Genomic DNA, 21,420 nt, shown 5'->3' with positions numbered 1-21,420 from the left:
CACCCATGGCCCGCAGCCAAACTTCAGCACGCAAAGGCGAGCCCCTCGGCGATTTCACCGAGACGATCGTCGACATTGACGTCACTTCCGAGATGGAGGGCTCCTTCCTGGAGTACGCCTATTCGGTGATCTATTCGCGTGCCCTTCCCGACGCACGTGATGGCCTCAAGCCTGTCCAACGCCGCATCCTCTACATGATGGCCGATATGGGCCTCCGCCCCGACCGAGGCCACGTCAAGAGTGCCCGCGTGGTGGGCGAAGTGATGGGCAAGCTCCACCCGCATGGTGACGCCGCGATTTACGACGCCATGGTGCGCATGGCGCAGGATTTCTCCCTTCGCCTGCCGTTGATCGACGGCCACGGCAACTTCGGTTCGCTGGACGATGGTCCGGCCGCGCCCCGGTACACGGAGGCCCGGCTGGCCGCCGCAGCCCTGACCATGACCGACCACCTCGACGAAGACGTGGTGGACTTCGTTCCGAACTACGACAACCAGCTGACCCAACCCGAAGTCCTGCCGGCCGCGTTCCCCAACCTCCTGGTGAACGGAACCACGGGCATCGCCGTCGGCATGGCCACCAATATGGCTCCGCACAACCTGGTGGAAGTCATCGCGGCCGCACGCCATCTGATCGCCAACCCCGAGGCGACGCTGGATGACATCATGAGGTTCATCCCGGGGCCGGACCTGCCCACGGGTGGGCGGATCGTCGGCTTGGACGGCATCCGCGACGCGTACGCCGGAGGGCGCGGTTCCTTCAAGACCCGGGCCAAGGTGGAGGTGGAGCAGCTCACTGCCCGGCGCACCGGCCTGGTGGTCACGGAGCTTCCGTACATGGTTGGCCCGGAAAAGGTGATCGAGCGCATCAAGGATGCGGTCAACGCCAAGAAGCTGACCGGCATCAGCGATGTCGTGGACCTGACGGACCGCAACCACGGCCTGCGCCTGGTGATCGAACTGAAGAACGGCTTCAATCCCAACGCCGTCCTCCAGCAGCTCTACCGGTTCTCGCCGATGGAAGATTCCTTCGGCATCAACAACGTCACCCTGGTTGACGGCCAGCCGCAGACGCTTGGGCTCCTGCAGCTCCTGCAGGTGTACGTGGACCACCGCCTTGACGTGGTCCGCCGGCGGACGGCGTTCCGCTTGGGCAAGAAGAAGGACCGCCTCCACTTGGTGGAGGGCCTTTTGATCGCCATCGTGGACATTGACGAAGTCATCCAGATCATCCGGTCTTCCGATGAAGCTTCCGCGGCCCGCGAACGCCTGATGTCCATCTACGACCTCACCGAGATCCAGGCCAATTACATCCTGGAGCTCCGCCTTCGCCAGCTCACCAAGTACTCCCGCATCGAGCTGGAGAAAGAGCAGGACGAACTGCGCAGGGAAATCGAAGCCCTCGAGGCGATCCTGGGCAGCGACCAGTTGCTTCGTGAGCTGGTTTCCGGCGAGCTGGCCGAGATCGCGGAGAAGTACGGAACTCCGCGCCGGACAGTCCTGTTGGAATCCGAGGCTGTGTCTCCGACGGTCGCCGCCGCCCTGGCGTCTGCCGCTCCGGGCCCCAAGGGCAAGGCCGCCGCGCTTCCCTTGGAAATTCCGGACGACCCCTGCTGGGCGTTGCTCAGCATGTCCGGCCAGATCGCCCGGACCTCCAACCAGGAACCCCTCGCCGAATCGGGTCCGCGCGCAAAACACGATGTGTTCCGTTCGGTGGTCAAGACCACGGCCCGCGGCGAAATCGGCGCCGTGACCTCCACCGGCCGGATGCTCCGGCTCCAAGTGATGGACATGCCTGTGCTTCCGCCGGTGAGCGGTTTGCCCAACCTGGCCGGCGGTGTGCCGGCCAGGGAATTCATCACGCTGCTCAAGGGCGAGGCCCTGGTGGCCTTCGTCCCGCTGGATCAGATCCTGGCGATCGGCACCGTGCAGGGCGTGGTGAAGCGCGTCCAGCCCGACTATCCGTTGAACCGCGAGGACTGGGAGATCATCTCGCTCAAGGACAAGGACACCGTCCTCGCCGTGGAACCGGCGCAGGAGGACGACGTCGATCTCGTCTTCCTGACCAAGCAAGCCCAGTTGCTGCGGTTCAGTTCGTCCAACGTCCGGCCGCAGGGCCGCACGGCAGGGGGCATGGCGGGCATCAAGTTGGCAGCGGGAGACGAAGTGATCCACTTCGGTGCCGTGCGCCCGAACGATCCGGCCGCCGTCGTGGTCACCATCGCCGGAACCGTTGGCGCCTTGCCCGGAACGGCGCCGGGCACGGCGAAAGTGACGGCCTTCGACGAGTACCCGGCCAAGGGCCGCGCCACCGGCGGTGTCCGCGCCCACCGTTTCCTCAAGGGCGAAGACACGCTCCTGCTGGCGTGGGCGGGGCATGGCCCGGCCAAGGCGTCAACCAGCGCAGGCGTTGCCCGGGCCCTTCCGCATGAACACGGCCGAAGGGATGGGTCCGGCGTGCCGTTATCCCAACCGGTGGAGGCGATCGGTCCGAGCATGGCGTGGCCCGAAGCCGCTCCGGACGGCGCGTAGGCGAGGCAAAGGAAAGGCCGGCGGCCTCAGGAAGCCGCCGGCCCGTCCCGTTGGGCGTCAGCCGTTACGGCCCATCTGGTTCAGGCTGAGGATGTTTCCCTCGGTATCGAGGAACCAGGCCGCTGCGGTGCCATCGGGCATGGTGGCGATGCCATCCTCTGTCTTCAGCCCGGGGAAGTCGTAGTCTTCGAAAACCACGCCCTTTCCGCGGAGTTCGGCTACTGTGGCGGCAAGATCATCCACATTCCAGCCCATCTGGGTGTTCTTGGCTGTTCCGGCGTTCGGCGTTTCGTAGAGCAGGAACGCCGTTCCGCTGCCACAGCTGTACTGCAGGTTGTCGGCAGCATCCGGATTGTCGGGTTCAAGACCGAGTTTCTCGCTGTAGAACCCACGGGCCCTGGCCAGATCCTGTGCCGGCAGAACGGCAGCTACTTGCTGATCTTTGAGCATGATTCTCTCTTTCCGGCTCTCCTCCCGGAACGAACTCTACTCCTGCGCCGTCGCGAAGCAATCGGCAAACGGGACCTGTTTCACCGCCTGCGCAGTACAGGGCAAGGAGCCGCATAGACTGGCGGTATGCCGATCATTCCTGAGGACAAAGACTGGACGTGGGTGCTCGCCGAGCCCTGCCCCGAATGTGGATTCGATGCTTCGACGGTCACGCCGGCGACCGTACCCGGAAGCGTCCTGAGCATGCTTCCCCGGTGGCGTTCGGTCCTCAAGCGCGAAGATGCAACAACCCGGCCCAATGACCACACGTGGTCCCCCGTGGAATACGCGTGCCACGTCAGGGATGTCTTCGAGCTGTTCGGCCAACGCTTGAACCTGATGCTCACGCAGGAAAATGCAGCCTTCGACAACTGGGACCAGGACCAGGCAGCCATCGATGGCGACTACGGATCCTCCGACCCCAGCCAGGTCGCCGACGAACTGGTCACCGAAGGCGAACAGGTTGCTGAGTCGTTCGCGCGCGTAGTCCAGGATGAATGGGAACGGACCGGCACGCGGAGCAACGGCTCGGCCTTCACGGTCCTGACGTTTTCGCAGTACTTCCTGCACGACGTCGTCCATCATCTGCACGACGTCGACGGCTGAACGACAGCGCTACAATAACTTCTCCCACGTGATGCTCCGGTTTACCGGCGTGTAACCCATGCCCACGTACAAACCGAGCGCTCCCGTGGGATTCGCCGAGTCCACATCCAGCGAGGCCATGTCCATGCCGGCCGCCGCGAACCTGCGCATGGCATCGGCCAGCAGGGCCTGGGCGATCCCCCTGCCGCGGAATTCGCGCCGTACACCGAGCAGTTCCGTGTAGCCCTCCGTGAACCCGCGGTCAGCGGCGGCGTCTGGGTCGAAGCTGGCCAGCTGGTATCCCGCCACCGTCCCCGAGGCCGTATCGATCGCCACCGTGCTCCAGTCGTGCCGGGCCGTGGGCTCTTCCATGGTGAATCGCCATGATTCCCGGTCCCTCGGTTCACTGCCCCAGTGGTCCCTGAAAGCGTCGTTGTGTGCCAAACGGACCGGCTCGTGCAGCGAGGAGTCCAGGGTCCGCAGTTGAAGTCCCGGAGGGAGCGGCGCCAGGGGCACGGGAACCGACAGTGGACGGTGCATCTCATTGAACCAACGCACAGCCGCATACCCGCGCGATTCCAGCAGCACCGCCTGGTGCCGGTGCTGCTCCTCCGTCCGCACCCGGAGCCGGGGTGGTGACGCCAGGTGCCCTGACCCGGCGTCGGCGGTGAACCGTTCGATGGTCCGTGCTTCCTGCCAGGCAAGGACGGCCGAGCCGATCCCCCGGCGCTGCCAGCCAGGATCGACGCAGCCCATGCCAGTGGCCTTGTCCCCGTCCGGGTTCTTGATGATGCGGCCGTAGGCCCGGGCCACTCCGTCGCCATCGAGGCCCAGAAGAGTGTTGGTCCGGGCGTCGTTGGTGGTTGACTCCAGGATGTGGACCAGGTCACCGGACTTCTCGAACCACGCAGGATGCTCGACGGCGGCCGTCCGGGCGATCAGTGCGGCCCAGTTGTGGAGCTGGTCCACGGTGGCGGCTTGCCACCGCAGGCCCGTAGCCTCGGCTGTCGGTAGATCGTCGCGCGGCGGAACGTCATGAGGGTGCTCTACGGCCATGCCAACAGGCTACTGAGCAGTGCGGCGACTCACCAGTTCAGCTGCGACCCGGGACTTTCCCTGCAGCTCCAACCGGGCGTCCGTGGCATCGATGTCCGCTGGATTGTGCGTCACCAGCACTACGGTCACATCCCGGAGTCCGCGCCGAACGGTCGCCATCATGTCGCGGGCGGAGGCGGCGTCCAGGTGGGCAGTCGGTTCATCGAGCAGCAGGACCTGCGCCCCGGTCAGGAGCGTCCTGGCCATGGCAAGCCGCTGCCGTTCACCCCCGCTGAGGAAAGCCCCGCCGGGACCGATCCTGGTATCGAGTCCTTCCGGCATGCCGCCAACCAACGAGTCCAACCCCACGTCCGCGAGGGCCTTGTGCATCTCCGCTTCGCCCGGTTTGTCTCCCGAGGGCCTGGACAGGAGGAGATTGCCGCGGATCGTGGAGTCGAAGAGGTGTGCTTCCTGGGGACACCACGCGGCGCTCCCGGTCAGCCGGACAGCCCCCGAGGACGGTTGGAGGAAGCCAAGCAGAACCGACAACAGTGTGGACTTGCCCGACCCTGACGGTCCGGTGACAGCAAGCCACTGTCCGGGCGCAGCCTCAGCGGAAAGCGCGGAGAAGACCTCAGGGCCGCCCGGCCACGCTGCGGAGACGTCCATCAGCTCGAGTCCCGGGCCGCTGTCCCGGTCGAGCAGCGGGTGGATGCCGCCGTCGTCGTTCGGTCCCTCAACGGTGGAGTCCAGCGCTCCCGCGTCGGCCACACGGCGCAGGACGGCTGCGAGCGCAGGGGCTTGGCGGACGGCAGGCACCACTCCGGCGTATGGTTCCACCAAGGCGAGCTGCATGAGGACGATCACGGCCACCAGGGCGGGGCTGACAGTACCGTCCATGGATGGCGCTGCGCCCAGGAGTCCGGCCCAGAGGGCAGCCACTGAGCAGGCCAGGACGATGACGGCCTGGCCCAGCCCTTCGGCCCACGCGGATCGCTGTGCTGCGAGGGTGGCTTCGCGGTCTTGCTCCTTGAGCGCCTCCAGGACAGGTTCGGCCACACCGTTGGCTGAGAGTTCGGCGCGCGCGTCCAGAGCCGCCGCGGTTCCGCGCAGGACGCCCGCGTGGAGTTTCTGCTCGGCCGTCGCGGCGTTCCGGTCAGCGAACAGTGCCAGCAAGGGAGCCGCCACCAGTCCGAGTACGGCCGCCACGAGCGTGGCCGGCAGCGCGGCGGGAAGCACCAACGCAGTGGCAATGATGGAGCCTGCCGCTACGCCCGCGGCTGCCAGGGGCGGAAGCACCACCCGGGGCAGGAGGTCCCGGAGGGTGTCGATGTCATCCACCACCGAGCCCAGGACGTTTCCGCCCTGCAGCAATCTGCGAAGGGCCAGCGCACGGCGGCTCAACGCCGCCCACAAGGAGCCACGCAAACGGCTCATCGCCGCGAACACGGCGTCGTGGGTCAGCAGCCGTTCGGTGTACCGGAGCACGGCCCGGCCAATGCCGAAGAAACGGACCCCTACGATCGCGCCCAGCAAGTAGAGGATGGGAGGTTGTTCGCTCGCCCGGATGATGAGCCATCCGGACAATCCGGACAACGCCACCGCGAAGAGGGCCGCAAGTACGCCCACCACGGCGGCTCCGGCGAATTTCCAGCGGACCGGCCTCAGGACTGCGCCCAAGGATGCAGGAAGCGCCCTCCGACCGATAACGGGAACACCGTTGCCCTCTTGAGCGGTGGCGTCCGCCCCCGGGTCCCCTGTACCGCTGGCAGTCAGGAGGGGTTCCGGCAACTGGGCCGCTGGTTCGCCGGCCCGCCCCAGGAAGACGGTGTGGTCCGCGAGCCGTCGCGTGGCGGCGTCATGGGCCACCAAAACCACCGTGGCACGGCGGCGCAAGGACCCGATGACGGATCGCACCACGGCTGCTGACTGTTGGTCCAGGTGGGCCGTTGGTTCGTCCAGGAGCAGCAACGTGGCCCCTGACTCAAGGCGTGCGAGCCCACGGACCAAGGCAACCCGACGCAGCTCCCCCGGGCTCAGTTCCGCTGGATGTTTCCCTGCCAAGTGTCCTGCCGCGGCCTTCTCCAGCAACCGGGCTGCAAGCGCGGGATCCTGCGATGCTTCGCCGAGATAGAGCAGGATTTCGTCCTGCACGGTTGCGCTCGCCATGACCGGATGCTGTGGAACCCAGGCAACCGTCCCGGCGCCCGCAACGGTGCCGGCCACAGATGCTTCGGCTCCGTTGCCCACCAGGCCGGCCAGGACGGCCAGGACAGTCGTCTTGCCGGCACCGCTTGGACCGTCCAAGGCAGTAACCCGCCCGGCGGGTGCGGTGAACGTCAGAGGCCCGACGGCGGGTCCCGGCCTTCCCGCATAGCCCACCACCAGATCGGTAACCACGACGTCGGCTGGCCCGGACGTACCGGGACCGTCACTCGTGACCGGGGTGCTGGCGGGTGCGGCCAGCACGGCGTTGGCGGTTTCGAGGGCCTCCCGGCCGTCGTCGCTGGCGTGGTGGGCGGTACCGAGCTCGCGCAGTGGCAGGTAGCAGTCGGGTGCCAGGATCAGTGCCAGGAGTCCTGCTTCGAGGGCCATGTCCCCACCCACCAGCCGCACGCCGATGAACACTGCCACCACCGCCACGGAGATCGTGGCGATGAGTTCAAGGGCCAGGGCCGACAGGAACGCGGTACGCAGTGTGGCCATGGTCCGGGACCGGTACTGCTCGGAGATATCCTCCAGGGCAGCGCGCTGGTCGCCTGCCCTTCCCAGGCCCACCAGGACAGGCAGGCCCTTGGCCAATTCCAGGATGTGGCCGGACAGGGTGCGCAGCGTGGTTTGGGCCTCGCGGACCTTGTCCTCGGTGTGCCGCCCAATGAGGACCATGAAGAGCGGCACCAACGGCACGGTCAGGACGATGACCACGGCGCTGACCCAGTCCGCCCAGAGAATCCTGGCACCCACCAGCAGGGGTATGGTCGCACAGTTGACCAAGGCAGGGAGGTACTGCGTGTAGTAGTCGTCCAGGGCGTCCAGGCCCCGGGTAGCAAGAATGGCCAGTCCGCCATCGTTGACCCTGGCACCGGTAGAGGCTCCGCCGTCGGTCAATGCTTTGCGCAGGAGTTGCGCGCGCAGTTCCTCTTTGACGCCCAGGGCGGCACGCCGGGACGCGATTCCCTGGCCCCATACGGCGAAGGACCTGAGCACCGCACCCACGGCACCCCACACCAGGCCGCCATGCCAGTCCGAATCACCTCCTGCAAGGCCCGCGAGCATCCCGGCCACGGTCTGGGCCATCAGGACCAGGGCCAGTGCCTTGAGTGCAGACAGGACGCCTGTTCCGTAGAGCGCGGCGCGGGTTGCAGGACCGGAGGGGAACACGGGCTTCATGGAGGGCTAGGCTCCTGGGCTCGAGGCGTTGCCGGGCTGCTGCCGATCCTGCTGGGGAGCCGCGTTCAGCAGCACCTTGGAGGCGATGGCAGGCAGGAAGCCGTGGGCCTCGGGAATGTGCGACGAGCTGACCCGCCGCCGGAAGACCCAGTACGTCCAAGCCTGGTAAGCGATGACCAGCGGGAGGCCCACCGCAGCCACGACGCTCATCAGGCCCAAGGTGTAGTCCGAGGATGAGGCGTTGGAGATGGTCAGGTTGAAAGCGGGATCAAGGGTGGATGGGATGACCACGGGGAACGCTGCCCCAAAGATCGAGGCAGTTGCGCACACAACGAACGCCCCGGTGGCCCCAAACGCCCGTCCCTCGGCACCCTTCCGGGCCCACAACCATGCCAGGACCACGGCCACCACTCCGGCGACCACCAGCACCCAGGTCCATGGCTTCCCGCTCAGGAACTGCACGGCAACCATCCACCCGAGCAGCGGCAATGCGGCCACGGCGACCAAACGCACGAACCAGCGGCGCGCCCGGTGCCGCACTTCGCCGTCGGTCTTCAAGGCGAGGAAAGCCAAGGCATGGACCAAGGCGAACGCCACCACAGCGAGGCCGCCCAGCAGCGCGTACCCGCTGAACCAGGCCAGCGGACCTCCAGTGCGGTCGCCGTTGGCGTCGATGGGCAGGCCCGTGGTGGTCAGTGCCAGCGCGGCGCCGATCCCGAAGGCGGCCACGAAGGAACCCAAAGCGATGGCCCAGTCCCAACCGTTGCGCCAGCGTTCGGTGTCCACCTTGCCGCGGTATTCGAAAGCCACCGCCCTGAAGATGAGGGCCACCAGGACCAGCAGCAGGGGCAGGTAAAGCGTGGAAAACAGGGACGCGTACCAGAGGGGGAACGCCGCGAAGGTCGCTCCGGCCGCTGTGAGCAGCCACACCTCGTTACCGTCCCATACGGGTCCGATGGTGTTCAACAGCACGCGCCGGTCCGTGTTGTTCCGGGCAAAGAGCTTCATGAGCATCCCGACGCCCAGATCGAACCCTTCGAGGAAGAGATAGCCGGTCCACAACACAGCGATGGCCACGAACCAGATAGTTGGCAACAGTTCCATTGGTGGTTTCCTCTGTCTCTAGTAGGCGAAGGCCAGCACGTCGTCGCCCTTGTCCGGGGCGGAAGAGTCATGGTCGTCGCCGTCGTCCTTGCTGTGGGCCAGTTCCGGCATGGCCGAAGCGACGCCGCCGCGGACGTACTTGACCAGCAGCCTGACCTCCACCACCAGGAGCACAGCGTAAATGGCAGTCAGGACCACCAACGAACCCATGATTTCGCCGGCGCTCACGCCCGGGGAGACGGCGGCGGCCGTGAACATGAACACCTGGTCGATGCCGTTCATGTCCGGGTTCGGTGCCACCACGAAGGGTTGGCGGCCCATTTCGGTGAAGATCCACCCGGCCGCATTGGCACCAAACGGGGCAAGGATGCCAAACACTGCCAGGCGCATGAGCCACCGGGATTCGGGAACAACTCCCTTGCGGGTCACCCAGAGGGCAAGAAGGGCTGCCAGCGCGGCGATGCCGCCGAATCCGATCATCATCCGGAAGCCCCAGTAGGTCACCTCCATAACAGGCACATACTGGATCTCCTGGCCTGCACGGTCACCGTACAACGGGTTGTCCGGCAGGTGGGTGCCGTACTTCTCCTTGTATTCGCCCAGGAGGCTGTTGACGCCCTTTACCTCGGTGGTGAAGTCACCCTTGGCGAGGAAGGAGAGGATTCCGGGAACCTCGATCACCGCCACAATGTCGTCACAGTTCTTGGCCCCCAGGTTGCCCACACTCAGGACGGAGAAACCGGTCCCGTCGTGGCACGCTGCTTCAGCCGCGGCCATCTTCATGGGCTGCTGCTCGAACATGAGCTTCCCTTGCAGGTCGCCGGTGATTGCTGTACCGGCAAAGGAGATCATGGCCACTACTGCGCCGATCCGGAGGGAGCGCATCCACACGGTGTAGTCGGTCCTGTCGCGGCCGGGGATGGCAGCCTCGCCCGGTACCAGCTTGCCGTCCTTGCCCACCACGTCAATGCCGTCGTGCCGCCTCCGCCACAGGTGGTACCAGGCGATGCCCAGCAGGAAGGCCCCCGCCACGCCCAGCGCCCCGAAGAGCGTGTGTGGAACGGCTACCAATGCCGTGTTATTGGTGAACACCGCCCAAGCGTCTGTCATGACGGGCCGGCCATCCACCATTTCAACTCCGACGGGGTGCTGCATCCAGGAGTTGGCGACAATGATGAAGTAGGCAGAGAAGATGGAGCCGATCACGGCGATCCACAGGCACGCCAGGTGCACGCCACGCTTGAGCTGCTTCCAGCCGAAGATCCACAGCCCCAGGAACGTGGACTCCACGAAGAAGGCCAGCAGTGCTTCCAGGGCCAAGGGGGCGCCGAAGACGTCACCGACGAAACGGCTGTACTCGCTCCAGGCCATGCCGAACTGGAATTCCTGCACAATACCGGTGGCCACGCCCATGATGAAGTTGATGAGGAAGAGCTTTCCCCAGAACTTGGTCATCCTCAGGTACTCCACTTTTCCCGTGCGGTACCAGAGGGTCTGGATGATGGCCACCACCAGGCCAAGTCCGATGGTGAGGGGAACCATCATGAAGTGGTAGACGGTGGTGATACCGAATTGCCAACGTGCAATTTCCAAGGCGTCCATGGCTGTCCTTTGTCCGGCGGCCCATAGCGGGTGCTTAGTTCTACGTTGCGTAGAAAACTAATCTTCTACACAGTGTAGAACAGATGCGGCAAGCTCAGTCCAATTCTTCAAGTGGCGTTACACACCCGCAAGGGGGCAGCCCGGCACCGCATCCGGCGACTGCCGGGAGGTGCGGCGCGCCGACAGTTCTACTTCGCGTAGAATGGAGGCCTGAAAAGCGGTAGATTTATCGTGGAATGTTGGATCGTCGCGGTTTGCCAGAAGGATGGCGGGACGCGGAAGGTAGGGACGTATAGATGGCGAGTCTTGGGGAACTGGAACGGGCAGTGATGGATCTGCTCTGGGCGGGACAAGAAGCCGCAACCGCCAACACACTGCGTGACTTGCTGGCCCAGGACTCCGAAGCGGGGGATGGCTCCGCCGGACACCAGGGCAAGGACCTTGCCGTGACCACGGTCCTGACCGTGCTGTCCCGCCTCGAAAAGAAGGGCCTCGTGGAGCGCGAACGCGGCACGCGTCCGCACCGCTACCAGGCTGTTTCCAGCCGGGCGGACCACACAGCCGAACTCATGCACGAGGTCCTCGGCTCAGCACCGGACCGGGAAGCCGTCCTGGCCCGCTTCATTGGCTCCGTTTCAGAAAGTGAAGCCGCGACACTGCGCAAATTGCTCGGCTACAATTAGCCACTATGTTCTGGACCTCATATCTCCTGGCGGTCCTGGCATTGATTTTGGCATGGCCTGTGCCTGTCCTTCTCTCCCGGGCACAGTGGCCGGCGCGCTCCCCGTTCACCGCCATGGTGCTCTGGCAGGCGATAGCCCTTGCCGGTGGATTGTCGATGATCGGCGCCATGCTGGTCTACGGACTGGAGCCCATCGGCGACACCCTGATCGCCGGGTTGAAGGGCCTGGCGGGGATGGTCTTCAACAACGAACCAACCACAGCGTTGGGGTTCTGGCACCTCTTTGCGCTCTCGGCGGCCGCCCTGCTGACGGCCCACTTGGTCTTCACGCTGTTGCTGACCTACTACAAGATCGAACGGCAGCGGCGCAGGCACCGTGAATTGCTCGCCCTGCTCGCTTCTCCCTCCGCCGATGGCCCCGGGACTGTAGTCATCAACCACGACTCCCCCGTGGCTTATTGCCTCCCGGGCGGAGCCCGCTCGGTGACGGTCCTCTCCGATGGCCTGATGGCGGCTCTGGAACCGGCAGAACTCCGGGCGGTCCTCATCCACGAAAACGCCCACCTCTCCCAACGGCACGACCTCCTCCTCTGGGCCTTTGCAGCCTGGCGGCAGGCGTTGCCGTGGTTTCCCACCACAAGGCTGGCGCAGACTGCGGTGAATTCGCTGATCGAAATGCTCGCCGACGACGTCGCCCTGCGGACCGAAAGCAAGGGCACGCTCATCAAGGCCATCGCGATAGTCTCCAGCGGCTCACCGTCGCCTGGCACCCTTTCGGCCGGCTCACTGGCGGGAGGCAGCGGAATCATTGAGGGCGGATCCGTCAGCGCCACCGGCGGGGCCGACTCCCCACGCACGACGGCGTCACGCGTCAGCCGCCTGCTCTCGCCTCAGCCACCACTCGCCAAGGGATTGCGAACGCTGGTTTTGATGGTCTCGGCGCTGTTGCTCGCGGTCCCCACAGCGCTGCTGATTGTTCCTGGATTGCTCGGCTGACCCCGGGCTTCCTGCCGCTTGGGACCGGCTACGTGAGGGTGGCCTCGTAGACCAGTTCGGCAAAGCCATCCAAGTCTGCAGAGCACCGTGCCAAGCGATCGGCGGCCTCCGAGGCCTGCGGCAAACGCAAGACATCCCGTGACTTCAACTCCCGGAACCATCGACGCAGGCGCTCCAGGCTCTGCTCTTCTTCCTCGAGTTCTGCGAGTGTGAACTTCTTGCGTGAGATCTCCTTGGCGATCTCCTGCTCGAATTTGCCGCAGTCAGCCGCAAACTCAGTCCATTCATCGGCCCGCGCCGCCACGAACGCGTCGCGGAAGGCGGAACCTCCGTCTCCTCGCGGAACGGCATCCACAACTGTCCAGGTACCTGATCCCTTGTCAACGAGCAGCTGGACCCGGCCGAGTCCTTCCTCGAACGCGGGATGTGCGGGTAGGACCCAGGTTCCTGGCGACAGCGGCACTGCCCCGGTCTTCCGCAGCTCCCTCCACACGGCCACCCGATGCCGCGAGGGCTGGGCCGGAACCTGCACTAAAAGCAGGAGCCATGCAATGTCGTTCTCAATCACATCATCGAATGTATCACCTGTTACATTGACTGATGTGAACGCTGAATCCCCCGTTTTCCACAACAGCCATCGATGGCCGCTCTACGCAGCCGGTTTCACCACAGCCTTTGGCGCCCACGCAGTGGCGGCCGGATTGGGTGCCGAAAGCGCCGACATCGGCCTCAACCTGCTGGGTTTGGGCGTCCTGCTCGCCCTCTACGACGTCGCCGAAGTCTTTCTCAAACCGGTCTTTGGCTCACTCAGCGACCGGATCGGACCCAAGCCGGTCATCGTCGGGGGTCTCGTAGCCTTCGCCGGCGCCTCCCTCATCGGGCTGTGGGCCGAACAGCCGCTCATGCTCGCAGCTGCGAGGCTGGGGCAGGGAATGGCGGCCTCGGCATTCTCGCCTGCGTCGTCGGCCAGCGTTGCGCGGCTGGCAGGCAGCAGGACCGGACACTACTTTGGCCGCTATGGCTCCTGGAAGGGCTTGGGGTACGCCATCGGCCCGCTGCTGGGCGCCCTCGCCATCATCACGGGTGGCTTCAGTTTGCTGTTCGGAATTTTGGCCATGGTGGGCCTGGTGGCCGCAATCTGGGTTGCTGTTGCCGTACCTCGCCTCCAGCCGCTCCCGCGGCCCCGATACACGATCCTGGACGTCTGGAGGCAAAGCACGCAACGGTCTTTTCTTGGGCCAACGATCGTCCTGGCCGCCAGCACAGGGGCATTGGGAGCGGCCGTCGGCTTCCTTCCCGCGTTGGCGGCCAGGGAAGGACTCGGCACGGCGGGGAGCGTCGCCGTCGTCACCGTCCTGGCCGTAGCATCCGCGCTCATCCAGCCGCGGATCGGAAAGCTCCGGGACCGCGGAATCCTGCACGACCGGCCCGGCATGGTATCCGGCCTCCTGGCAATCGCAGCCGGGACGCTAGCAGCGGCGCTGCTTCCCGGCCCGGCCGCCATTTACCTCAGTGCTGTGTTGGTCGGTGCCGGCATCGGCGTCGCGACGCCGCTGGCCTTCGCGCACCTTGCAGACTCCACACCGGCCGAGCGGCTGGGCCGCACCATGGGCTCGGCCGAACTCGGGCGGGAACTTGGCGACGCCGGAGGTCCCCTTCTGGTGGGCGGCATCGCCGTCGTTGCCGGCCTGCCGTGGGGGCTCGGCGCGCTTGCCGCCGTCGCAGCGGCCGCCTCCCTGGCCGCGCCGTCGGCAATAGCAGCCGACGATGCCGTTCGTTCCCCGCAACGCTAGGCGTCGATGCGTTCCCGGTCCAGCGTCGCGGCACCGGCGATGATGAACTCCTTGCGCGGTGCTACGTCGGAGCCCATCAGCAGGTCGAAGACTTCCTCGGCACGCTGGGCACTGTCGATGCCCACCTTACGCAGCGTGCGGTGCCTCGGGTCCATGGTGGTCTCGGCCAACTGCTGGGCATCCATCTCGCCAAGGCCCTTGTAACGCTGGATCGGTTCCTTGTAGCGCTTTCCTTCCTTGGCGAGGTTGGACAAGAGCACGTGGAGCTCGGCCTCCGAGTAGGTGTAGATCATCTCGTTCGCCTTCTGGCCCGGATTGATGACTTCAACCCGGTGCAGCGGAGGCACGGCGGCGAATACCCTCCCGGCTTCGACCATCGGGCGCATGTACCGGAAGAAGAGCGTCAGCAGCAGTGTCCGGATGTGCGCACCATCAACATCCGCGTCGGTCATGAGGATGACCTTGCCGTAGCGGGCAGCATCGATATCGAAGCTGCGCCCGGATCCTGCGCCCACAACCTGGATCAGGGCCGCACACTCGGCATTGGAGAGCATGTCCCCCACAGAGGCTTTCTGGACATTAAGGATCTTGCCGCGGATGGGCAGCAAGGCTTGGAAATCGGAAGAACGCGCCAGCTTTGCCGTGCCCAGCGCGGAGTCACCTTCCACAATGAACAACTCCGAACGCGCAACATCGTCCGTCCTGCAATCGGCAAGCTTGGTAGGCATCGAGGACGTTTCCAGCGCATTCTTCCGGCGTTGGGTTTCCTTATGCACGCGCGCCGAAATGCGCGACTTCATTTCGCTGACGATCTTCTCAAGGAGCAGCGAGGATTGCGCCTTGTCATTGCGGTTGGCCGACGCCAGCTTCGCTGAGATTTCCTGCTCCACTACCCTGGCCACGATGGCCCGCACGGCCGAGGTCCCCAGGATCTCCTTGGTCTGCCCCTCAAACTGCGGCTCGGCCAGGCGCACTGTCAGGACTGCGGTCAAACCGGCCAGGACATCGTCCTTCTCGATTTTGTCGTTGCCGGCCTTGAGCTTGCGTGCATTGGCCTCCACCGCTTTGCGGAACGTCTTGAGCAGTGCGGCCTCAAAGCCTGCCTGGTGGGTTCCGCCCTTGGGAGTTGCGATGATGTTGACGAAACTCCGCATGGTGGTGTCGTATCCGATGCCCCAGCGCAGGGCAATGTCCACTTCGCAATCGCGCTCGACTTCGGCGATCTTGCTGTGGCCGTTCTCGTCCAGTACGGGGACGGTCTCCTTGAATTTTCCGGATCCGTGCAGGCGCCAGATATCGGTCACACCGGAGTCGGCAGCAAGGAAATCGACGAACTCGGAAATTCCGCCATCGTGGTGGAAGACTTCCTCATGCACGCCGGCCTCACCGGGGGTGCCTGGCAGTTTGCGTTCGTCGCGGACGGTGATTTTCAGTCCCGGCACCAGGAACGAGGTTTGGCGGGCACGGGCAACCAGATCCTCGTAGGAGAACCGGGCATCAGGCGTAAAGATCTGACGGTCCGCCCAGTAGCGGACGCGGGTGCCGGTGACTCCCCGCTTGGCCTTGCCGACGACGTCAAGAACCGAGCCCTCCACGAACGGCTCAAACGCCGACTCGGGACCGGTCTTGGCGCCCGAATCCTGGAAACGCCCCGGCTCGCCCCGGCGGAAGGACATCTGGTACGTCTTGCTGCCGCGGTCCACCTGGACGTCCAATCGGCTTGACAAAGCGTTGACCACAGAAGCGCCAACACCGTGCAGGCCACCCGATGCAGTATAGGAGCCGCCGCCGAACTTACCGCCCGCGTGCAGCTTGGTGAAGACCACCTCGACGCCTGTCAGGCCCGTCTTGGGTTCAACGTCAACCGGGATGCCTCGGCCGTCGTCGTGGATTTCCACCGAGTTGTCCGCGTGCAGGATGACCTTGATGTCGTGGCCGAATCCTGCAAGCGCCTCATCCACCGCGTTGTCGATGATTTCCCAGAGGCAGTGCATGAGGCCACGGGAGTCCGTGGAACCGATGTACATGCCCGGGCGCTTGCGGACAGCTTCCAGGCCCTCAAGGACAGAAAGATGCCGGGCGTTGTATTCAGAACTCGGTGCCACTCGCGGTGCGCTCCTTCGGGTATATCTCAGGGTGTTTCCAGCAGCGTTTGTGTCCGCCAAAATCAAGGCAAACTCTGCCCATACTAGGGTAGCCGCCGGCGCCGCCGGGAACGGTTTGCCACTCCCGTAAGCGGCATGGCGGTCCCGTTACGTTACGCACATGTGATACGCGGACAGCGAAAGTGATCCATCCTTGCCATGGTTCTGCTTCGAATACTGGTTATATGGATGTACAGAACTACTAAGGAGGCCGACATGACAACAGCAGTTGCAGACCGCACGCTAAACGCAGCTGACCGATGCGATCGTTGCGGGGCTCAGGCATATGTCCGCGTTGTACTCGAGTCCTCCGGCGGTGAGCTGCTTTTCTGCGGCCACCACGCCCGCGCAGTTGAGGCCACGCTCCGGCCCCTGACCTCCGACTGGCACGATGAGACCGAACGCCTCAACGAGAAGGCACCCGTTCCGGTCGACTAGGCAGGACAACACACCGCAGCAGGGCCCCTCCCACCAGGGAGGGGCCTTGCTTTTGTTTACTGGCTTGTCCCGGCGGGCATGGATGTACGCAAGTAACTGGCATTTGTGGTTGTTCCCAGCGCTGGGAACAACCACAAGTGCCAGTCAGATCAGTTGGGTGCGCCTCGCCGCCCCTGGGCTTAAAACAGCAGCCCTGCCGGATATCCGGCAGGGCTGCTGTTCACTTCCAGCGGTTCTTAGTCCAGGTAGTCCCGCAAGACCTGCGAGCGGGAGGGGTGCCGCAGCTTGGACATGGTCTTGGATTCGATCTGGCGGATACGTTCACGCGTCACTCCGTAGACCTTGCCGATTTCGTCTAAAGTCTTCGGCTGGCCATCGGTCAAGCCGAAACGCATGGCCACCACACCGGCTTCACGCTCGGAGAGCGTGTCCAGCACGGAGTGGAGCTGTTCCTGGAGAAGCGTGAAGCTCACGGCGTCTGCCGGAACAACGGCCTCCGAGTCCTCGATCAGGTCGCCGAACTCCGAGTCGCCATCTTCACCCAGCGGAGTGTGCAGGGAAATCGGCTCGCGACCGTACTTCTGGACTTCCACGACCTTCTCCGGGGTCATGTCCAGTTCCAGGGCCAGTTCTTCCGGCGTGGGTTCGCGTCCGAGGTCCTGCAGCATCTGGCGCTGCACACGGGCCAGCTTGTTGATGACCTCAACCATGTGGACCGGGATACGGATGGTCCGCGCCTGGTCGGCCATTGCACGGGTAATGGCCTGTCGGATCCACCACGTGGCGTATGTGGAGAACTTGAAGCCCTTGGTGTAGTCAAACTTCTCCACGGCGCGGATAAGGCCCAGGTTTCCTTCCTGGATCAAGTCCAGGAAGAGCATGCCGCGGCCGGTGTACCGCTTGGCCAAGGACACGACGAGACGAAGGTTCGCCTCAAGCAGGTGGTTCTTGGCGCGCTTGCCGTCGTGGATAACAAACTCCAGCTCGCGCTTGAGCTTGGGGTCCATGGATCCGTCATCGGCGGCAATCTTCTCTTCAGCAAAGAGGCCGGCTTCGATCCTGAGTGCGAGGTCGACTTCCTGCTCGGCGTTCAGCAGTGCCACCTTGCCGATCTGCTTCAGGTAGTCCTTGACGGGGTCTGCGGTTGCACCGGCGGACATGACCTGCTGGACGGGGGCGTCGTCGTCATCGGCGTCGGAATAGACAAAGCCGGAACCAGTGGGGGCAGGCTTGTCCTTGCCGGCAGGAGCACCCCCCTCTTCAGCCTCGTCGTCGCCGACTTCCACTTCCTCAGCTGCCGAGGGATCGAATTCTTCGTCCTCGACTTCCACATCGTCAGAGTCGTCTTCGGCATCTGAAGACTTGTTGGCAGCCTCAGCCGCGGCCTTGGCACCGGGCTTGGGTCCACGCTTCTTGGGTGCAGGCTTGTCAGGGTTTCCCTCTGAAGCCTTGCTGGCAGCACGAGTCGCCGCGCTCTTTGCCGAAGCCGCCTTCTTTTCCTCAGCGGACAGTTCGGCCTGGGCGGCGGGTTCCTTCTCGACGGAAGACGGGGTCACAGAAAACCTTTCTAGCGGCGGTCTGTGGAATCACCATGTGGGCAACACCACTATGACCCTGTCAAATCCGCGATTATTTTCAAATGCAATCGCCGTCCGCAGGGTCTCTAGGTACAACTGCCGACGCCGCCGAAATGTTCCCCAAATACGGGGGCCAACGGGCATTCAAACGCGGACCCAACCGGGTCTCGGCATCCATTGTCTCACGATTTTGCGAATCCCACGCGTAGCAGGGCAGTCACCGGCCTATTTCCTGCCGGCAACATGGGTGCCCCACGCCGAGTCAGGACGCCGGGCCCATCCGCTGACGGTGCCCTGCCCCAGGATCTCGTCGAGGAGTTCCGCCAGCCTGTATCCGGGGTTGACGGCCAGGGCGCGGTCAAGGCAGGCATGGGCGAATGAACCGCTCCCCTTGCACCAGGCGATCCATCCTTGGAGGGTCAGTGCAGCCGCGGCGGCCTCGCTCTCTTCTTCGTCGAAACTCAGGAAGGACAACACCCGCTGCAGGGCGTCAAGGAGCTGCCAATCGGGAATACCGGGTTGCACACCCAGGAGCACCTCCCCGTAGGAGAAGAGCCCGCCATGGCCCGAATCCAGGGACGGCTGTGGCATTTCCGGCTCTCCGGCCAGCCCGCCTCCTCTGCCCGTGCCGAAAGCTGTTTCGGGCCAATCAGACGGATCATGGCCGGCCCGCAACCCAAGTTCGAGTGGATCAAAGGGCAGCGATGGTGAGACATTTTCGTCGAAGAGATTGAAGGCCTCCGCCCCGGCCTTCGCAGACCGCACCCCGGCCGCCGCCATGACCATGATGGCGTCCCGCCATGGTGGCACGGCAAGGCTTGCCCGCAGGAAGCCCACCAATTCGTCCGCGGCCGGCCCCTCGAACCCCTGCACCTCCCCCGCACCGTCCGGGGTAGATTCGCCACGCGCCCACGGCCTGTCCAAAATCTGAAGCCAGGCATCCATGACTGCGTCCAGGCACAGCCGGCTGCGCCACGCACCAGTGAACTGACCCTCGAATTTCAACTCCGCCTCAAGCACGCCCCCATGTGGTTTCCCTGGCCGCGCCAGCCTGGGCGGGTCCACCCGGCTCTGCGGCGACGATCCCACGCTGCTTCCGCGGTAAACCATCTCGGCGTTGATCCGGCCGTTCCGTATCTGTTCCACTGGCAAGCCCGGGACTGGACAGCAGTCCGCGTCTGTACAGAAAGCACTGCGCCAATAATCGTCTCCCACCAGCCACGCTTCCCGGACGCAAAGCCCCACAGTCTCGAGAGCCTGCTGCAAGGCCACCAACACTGGCATCGCACGGCACACCACCGAGCCGTCGTCCCAGCCGGCACTGTCATACAGGGCAAGGACCACACCATCTGCCTGTTCGTCGGCGAGGAGGTGGTTCCGTACGTACTCTGCAAAGGCAGCCCGGACGCGCGGCGAGTTGGACGTGGGAAGGTCCACTCGAAGGGTAGCTCCGAAAGTCTTCTCCTGCATGGTGATGGCTACCAGGCTGTCCTGGGGCCAGTAGCCAAGCAGATGCGGAATGTAGCCCAGAACGTCTTCGGGCCGGTAGATGTTGAGGGTCTCGTTGCTGGTCATGCCTCAAGCTTGGCCAGCGCGGAGTGGAGCGGACAGCCGCCTCTTCGCGTATGTGGAAAAGGGGTCCTGGGGAAGACCAGTGAAGCTGGTTGCTACGCGTCGCCAGGGTGGGAAGCCTGGCGCGCTGTACGCCGCCGCTCAATCCGCTCACGGCGCTGCTTGGCCAGCGTTGCCACCAGCGGGGTCACATGGATGCCCTGCGCCGCCATCTGGCGGCGTACCTTGCGCCTGGTCAAAAGGATCAACACTGTACCCAGCGCGAGGAGCACGAACTGGATGCTCAGAGCGATCCGGAACGGGGCCAGTCCGTACAAGACACCGTTGGAAAAGCCACTGGCATTCAGGACGTCAAGCACCAGGCCGATGAGGTAGATCGCCACAAGCGCCGCGATAAATCCTCCGACGTTGACGATTCCCGTTGCGGTCCCGATTCTGTGCGAGGGATTGAAGGTCCTGGCAAAGTCGAAGCCGATCATCGAGCCCGGACCTCCGACGGCCAACACCACCACGAGGACTACCAGCAGCCAGAGCGGCGCCCTCTCGGGCAGCACGAGGACCGCCGCCCACACGAGCGCAGTGGCAAGGGTTATCAGAAGGACCATGGCCGAACGCCTCATGGGGTGCTTGGAGACGAACCGCCCCACGCCGGGTCCCGAAACAATGGCCGTGGCCACAAACAACGCCATCAGCGCGGAAACCGTGGTTGCGTCCAGCCCCTGGGCCGAAAGGAGGAAGGGGTAGCCCCAGGTCATGGCAAACAGGTTTCCGCTGAACTGCACTGTGAAGTGGCTCCACAGCCCAAGCCTCGTACCGGGCTGCTTCCAAGCCCGCGACAAGGAAACTCCCGTGGCCCTGAGCCCTTGGGAGGTGTCCCTCGGCGGGTGGCCCGGAGGAGCATCCCTCAACAAGACAAGGACAAGGACGACGGCGAGCACGGACAATGCCGCCAGCGAGAGGAACGCAGGGGTCCACCCCGCGGAATGCAATAACAGCGCGAACGGCACCACGCTGAACAACTGGCCCAATTGCCCGCACATGCCGGTCAACTGCGTTACCAACGGAACGCGTGCCGGAGCGAACCACAAGGGAACCAGCCGGATCACTGAAATGAAGGTCATGGCGTCTCCCGCGCCAACCAGCACCCTGCCCAGGACTCCACCGGGAACGCTGTCCGCGAAGGCCAACTGCAGTTGCCCCAAGCCCATCAGGACCGCGCCACCGGCGACCATCACCCGGGAGCCGAACCGGTCCACCAGGACGCCCACCGGAATCTGCAAACCGGCGTAGACCAACAATTGCAGGACCGTGAAGAAGGAGACCGCGGCGGCGCTGGCATGGAACCGCTCCGTGGCTTCCAGCCCGGCGACGCCGAACGATGTCCGCTGCGCCACAGCCACGAGGTAGGCGAAAACGCCGATTGTCCAGATGAGCCAGGCGCGGGGAGAATTCACTCCTTAATTATGCCTGCCATGAGATCAA

16 protein-coding genes are annotated in these 21,420 nt (G+C 64.6%); 6 read left to right on the top strand and 10 right to left on the bottom strand.

Features of this window, described 5'->3' with window-relative positions; translation table 11 throughout:
- Positions 1 to 5 precede the first annotated feature (5 nt).
- Positions 6 to 2,531, top strand: coding sequence for a DNA topoisomerase (ATP-hydrolyzing) subunit A (locus ACIQT2_RS09625; RefSeq protein ID WP_400334558.1), 2,526 nt, complete (start codon positions 6 to 8; stop codon positions 2,529 to 2,531).
- 57 nt (positions 2,532 to 2,588) lie between these two features.
- Here ACIQT2_RS09625 and ACIQT2_RS09620 read toward each other — a convergent pair whose 3' ends face one another.
- The gene (locus tag ACIQT2_RS09620; RefSeq protein ID WP_400334560.1) at positions 2,589 to 2,981 is read right to left on the bottom strand and encodes a VOC family protein; all 393 of its coding nucleotides are present in this window, start codon (positions 2,979 to 2,981) and stop codon (positions 2,589 to 2,591) included.
- 126 nt (positions 2,982 to 3,107) lie between these two features.
- Here ACIQT2_RS09620 and ACIQT2_RS09615 point away from each other — a divergent pair, with 126 nt between their 5' ends.
- Positions 3,108 to 3,626, top strand: coding sequence for a DinB family protein (locus ACIQT2_RS09615; protein ID WP_400334562.1), 519 nt, complete (start codon positions 3,108 to 3,110; stop codon positions 3,624 to 3,626).
- A 9-nt stretch (positions 3,627 to 3,635) separates the two neighbouring features.
- On the opposite strand, the gene ACIQT2_RS09610 is transcribed toward ACIQT2_RS09615, so the two are convergent.
- The 4 genes from ACIQT2_RS09610 to ACIQT2_RS09595 are packed head-to-tail and all read right to left on the bottom strand — an operon-like array spanning position 3,636 to position 10,736.
- A complete protein-coding gene (locus ACIQT2_RS09610) occupies positions 3,636 to 4,661 on the bottom strand; it encodes a GNAT family N-acetyltransferase (protein ID WP_402945853.1) in 1,026 nt (341 codons plus the stop codon).
- Between the two features lie 9 nt (positions 4,662 to 4,670).
- Positions 4,671 to 8,030, bottom strand: coding sequence for a thiol reductant ABC exporter subunit CydD (cydD, locus tag ACIQT2_RS09605; RefSeq protein WP_402945851.1), 3,360 nt, complete (start codon positions 8,028 to 8,030; stop codon positions 4,671 to 4,673).
- Between the two features lie 6 nt (positions 8,031 to 8,036).
- Positions 8,037 to 9,134, bottom strand: a complete 1,098-nt coding sequence (cydB, locus tag ACIQT2_RS09600; RefSeq protein ID WP_400334568.1) for a cytochrome d ubiquinol oxidase subunit II — start codon at positions 9,132 to 9,134, stop codon at positions 8,037 to 8,039.
- Between the two features lie 18 nt (positions 9,135 to 9,152).
- Positions 9,153 to 10,736 carry a cytochrome ubiquinol oxidase subunit I gene (locus ACIQT2_RS09595; RefSeq protein WP_402945848.1) on the bottom strand — a complete coding sequence of 528 codons (1,584 nt, stop codon included), beginning with the start codon at positions 10,734 to 10,736 and terminating at the stop codon, positions 9,153 to 9,155.
- A 296-nt stretch (positions 10,737 to 11,032) separates the two neighbouring features.
- Between ACIQT2_RS09595 and ACIQT2_RS09590 the strand changes: the two genes are divergently transcribed.
- Together ACIQT2_RS09590 and ACIQT2_RS09585 are read left to right on the top strand one after the other, a co-directional pair.
- On the top strand, positions 11,033 to 11,419 hold the full coding sequence (locus tag ACIQT2_RS09590) for a BlaI/MecI/CopY family transcriptional regulator (protein ID WP_397322825.1): 387 nt from the start codon (positions 11,033 to 11,035) through the stop codon (positions 11,417 to 11,419).
- Between the two features lie 5 nt (positions 11,420 to 11,424).
- Positions 11,425 to 12,414 (top strand): M56 family metallopeptidase, encoded by a 990-nt coding sequence (locus ACIQT2_RS09585; protein ID WP_402945846.1) that lies wholly within the window; start codon positions 11,425 to 11,427, stop codon positions 12,412 to 12,414.
- 28 nt (positions 12,415 to 12,442) lie between these two features.
- Here the strand turns inward: ACIQT2_RS09585 and ACIQT2_RS09580 are convergent, their stop codons facing one another.
- Complete coding sequence (locus ACIQT2_RS09580) at positions 12,443 to 12,982, bottom strand: Chromate resistance protein ChrB (RefSeq protein WP_402945844.1); 540 nt, start codon at positions 12,980 to 12,982, stop codon at positions 12,443 to 12,445.
- Between the two features lie 34 nt (positions 12,983 to 13,016).
- On the opposite strand from ACIQT2_RS09580, the gene ACIQT2_RS09575 reads away from it, so the two are divergent.
- Positions 13,017 to 14,207: an MFS transporter gene (locus ACIQT2_RS09575; protein WP_402945842.1), complete on the top strand. Its 1,191-nt coding sequence runs from the start codon at positions 13,017 to 13,019 to the stop codon at positions 14,205 to 14,207.
- Here ACIQT2_RS09575 and ACIQT2_RS09570 read toward each other — a convergent pair.
- Complete coding sequence (locus ACIQT2_RS09570) at positions 14,204 to 16,312, bottom strand: type IIA DNA topoisomerase subunit B (RefSeq protein ID WP_402945840.1); 2,109 nt, start codon at positions 16,310 to 16,312, stop codon at positions 14,204 to 14,206. The two genes, ACIQT2_RS09575 and ACIQT2_RS09570, sit on opposite strands and share 4 nt — an antisense overlap.
- Before the next feature lie 255 nt (positions 16,313 to 16,567).
- On the opposite strand from ACIQT2_RS09570, the gene ACIQT2_RS09565 reads away from it, so the two are divergent.
- Positions 16,568 to 16,789, top strand: a complete 222-nt coding sequence (locus ACIQT2_RS09565; protein ID WP_021473125.1) for a hypothetical protein — start codon at positions 16,568 to 16,570, stop codon at positions 16,787 to 16,789.
- Between the two features lie 236 nt (positions 16,790 to 17,025).
- Here the strand turns inward: ACIQT2_RS09565 and ACIQT2_RS09560 are convergent, their stop codons facing one another.
- From ACIQT2_RS09560 to ACIQT2_RS09550, 3 genes are all read right to left on the bottom strand, one after another.
- Positions 17,026 to 18,345 carry an RNA polymerase sigma factor gene (locus tag ACIQT2_RS09560; RefSeq protein ID WP_400334582.1) on the bottom strand — a complete coding sequence of 440 codons (1,320 nt, stop codon included), beginning with the start codon at positions 18,343 to 18,345 and terminating at the stop codon, positions 17,026 to 17,028.
- Between the two features lie 246 nt (positions 18,346 to 18,591).
- The gene (locus tag ACIQT2_RS09555) at positions 18,592 to 19,941 is read right to left on the bottom strand and encodes a DUF4192 domain-containing protein (protein ID WP_402945837.1); all 1,350 of its coding nucleotides are present in this window, start codon (positions 19,939 to 19,941) and stop codon (positions 18,592 to 18,594) included.
- Positions 19,942 to 20,033: 92 nt separating this feature from the next.
- Entirely contained in the window at positions 20,034 to 21,392 is a 1,359-nt protein-coding gene (locus tag ACIQT2_RS09550; RefSeq protein ID WP_402945835.1) for a nitrate/nitrite transporter, read from the bottom strand.
- Positions 21,393 to 21,420: the final 28 nt, after the last annotated feature.

Source organism: Paenarthrobacter sp. NPDC090522 (genome assembly GCF_044769225.1).
Classification (GTDB): domain Bacteria; phylum Actinomycetota; class Actinomycetes; order Actinomycetales; family Micrococcaceae; genus Arthrobacter.
The sequence above is the reverse complement of the archived record's forward strand: the minus strand, read 5'-3'. Positions and strand labels throughout refer to the sequence as shown.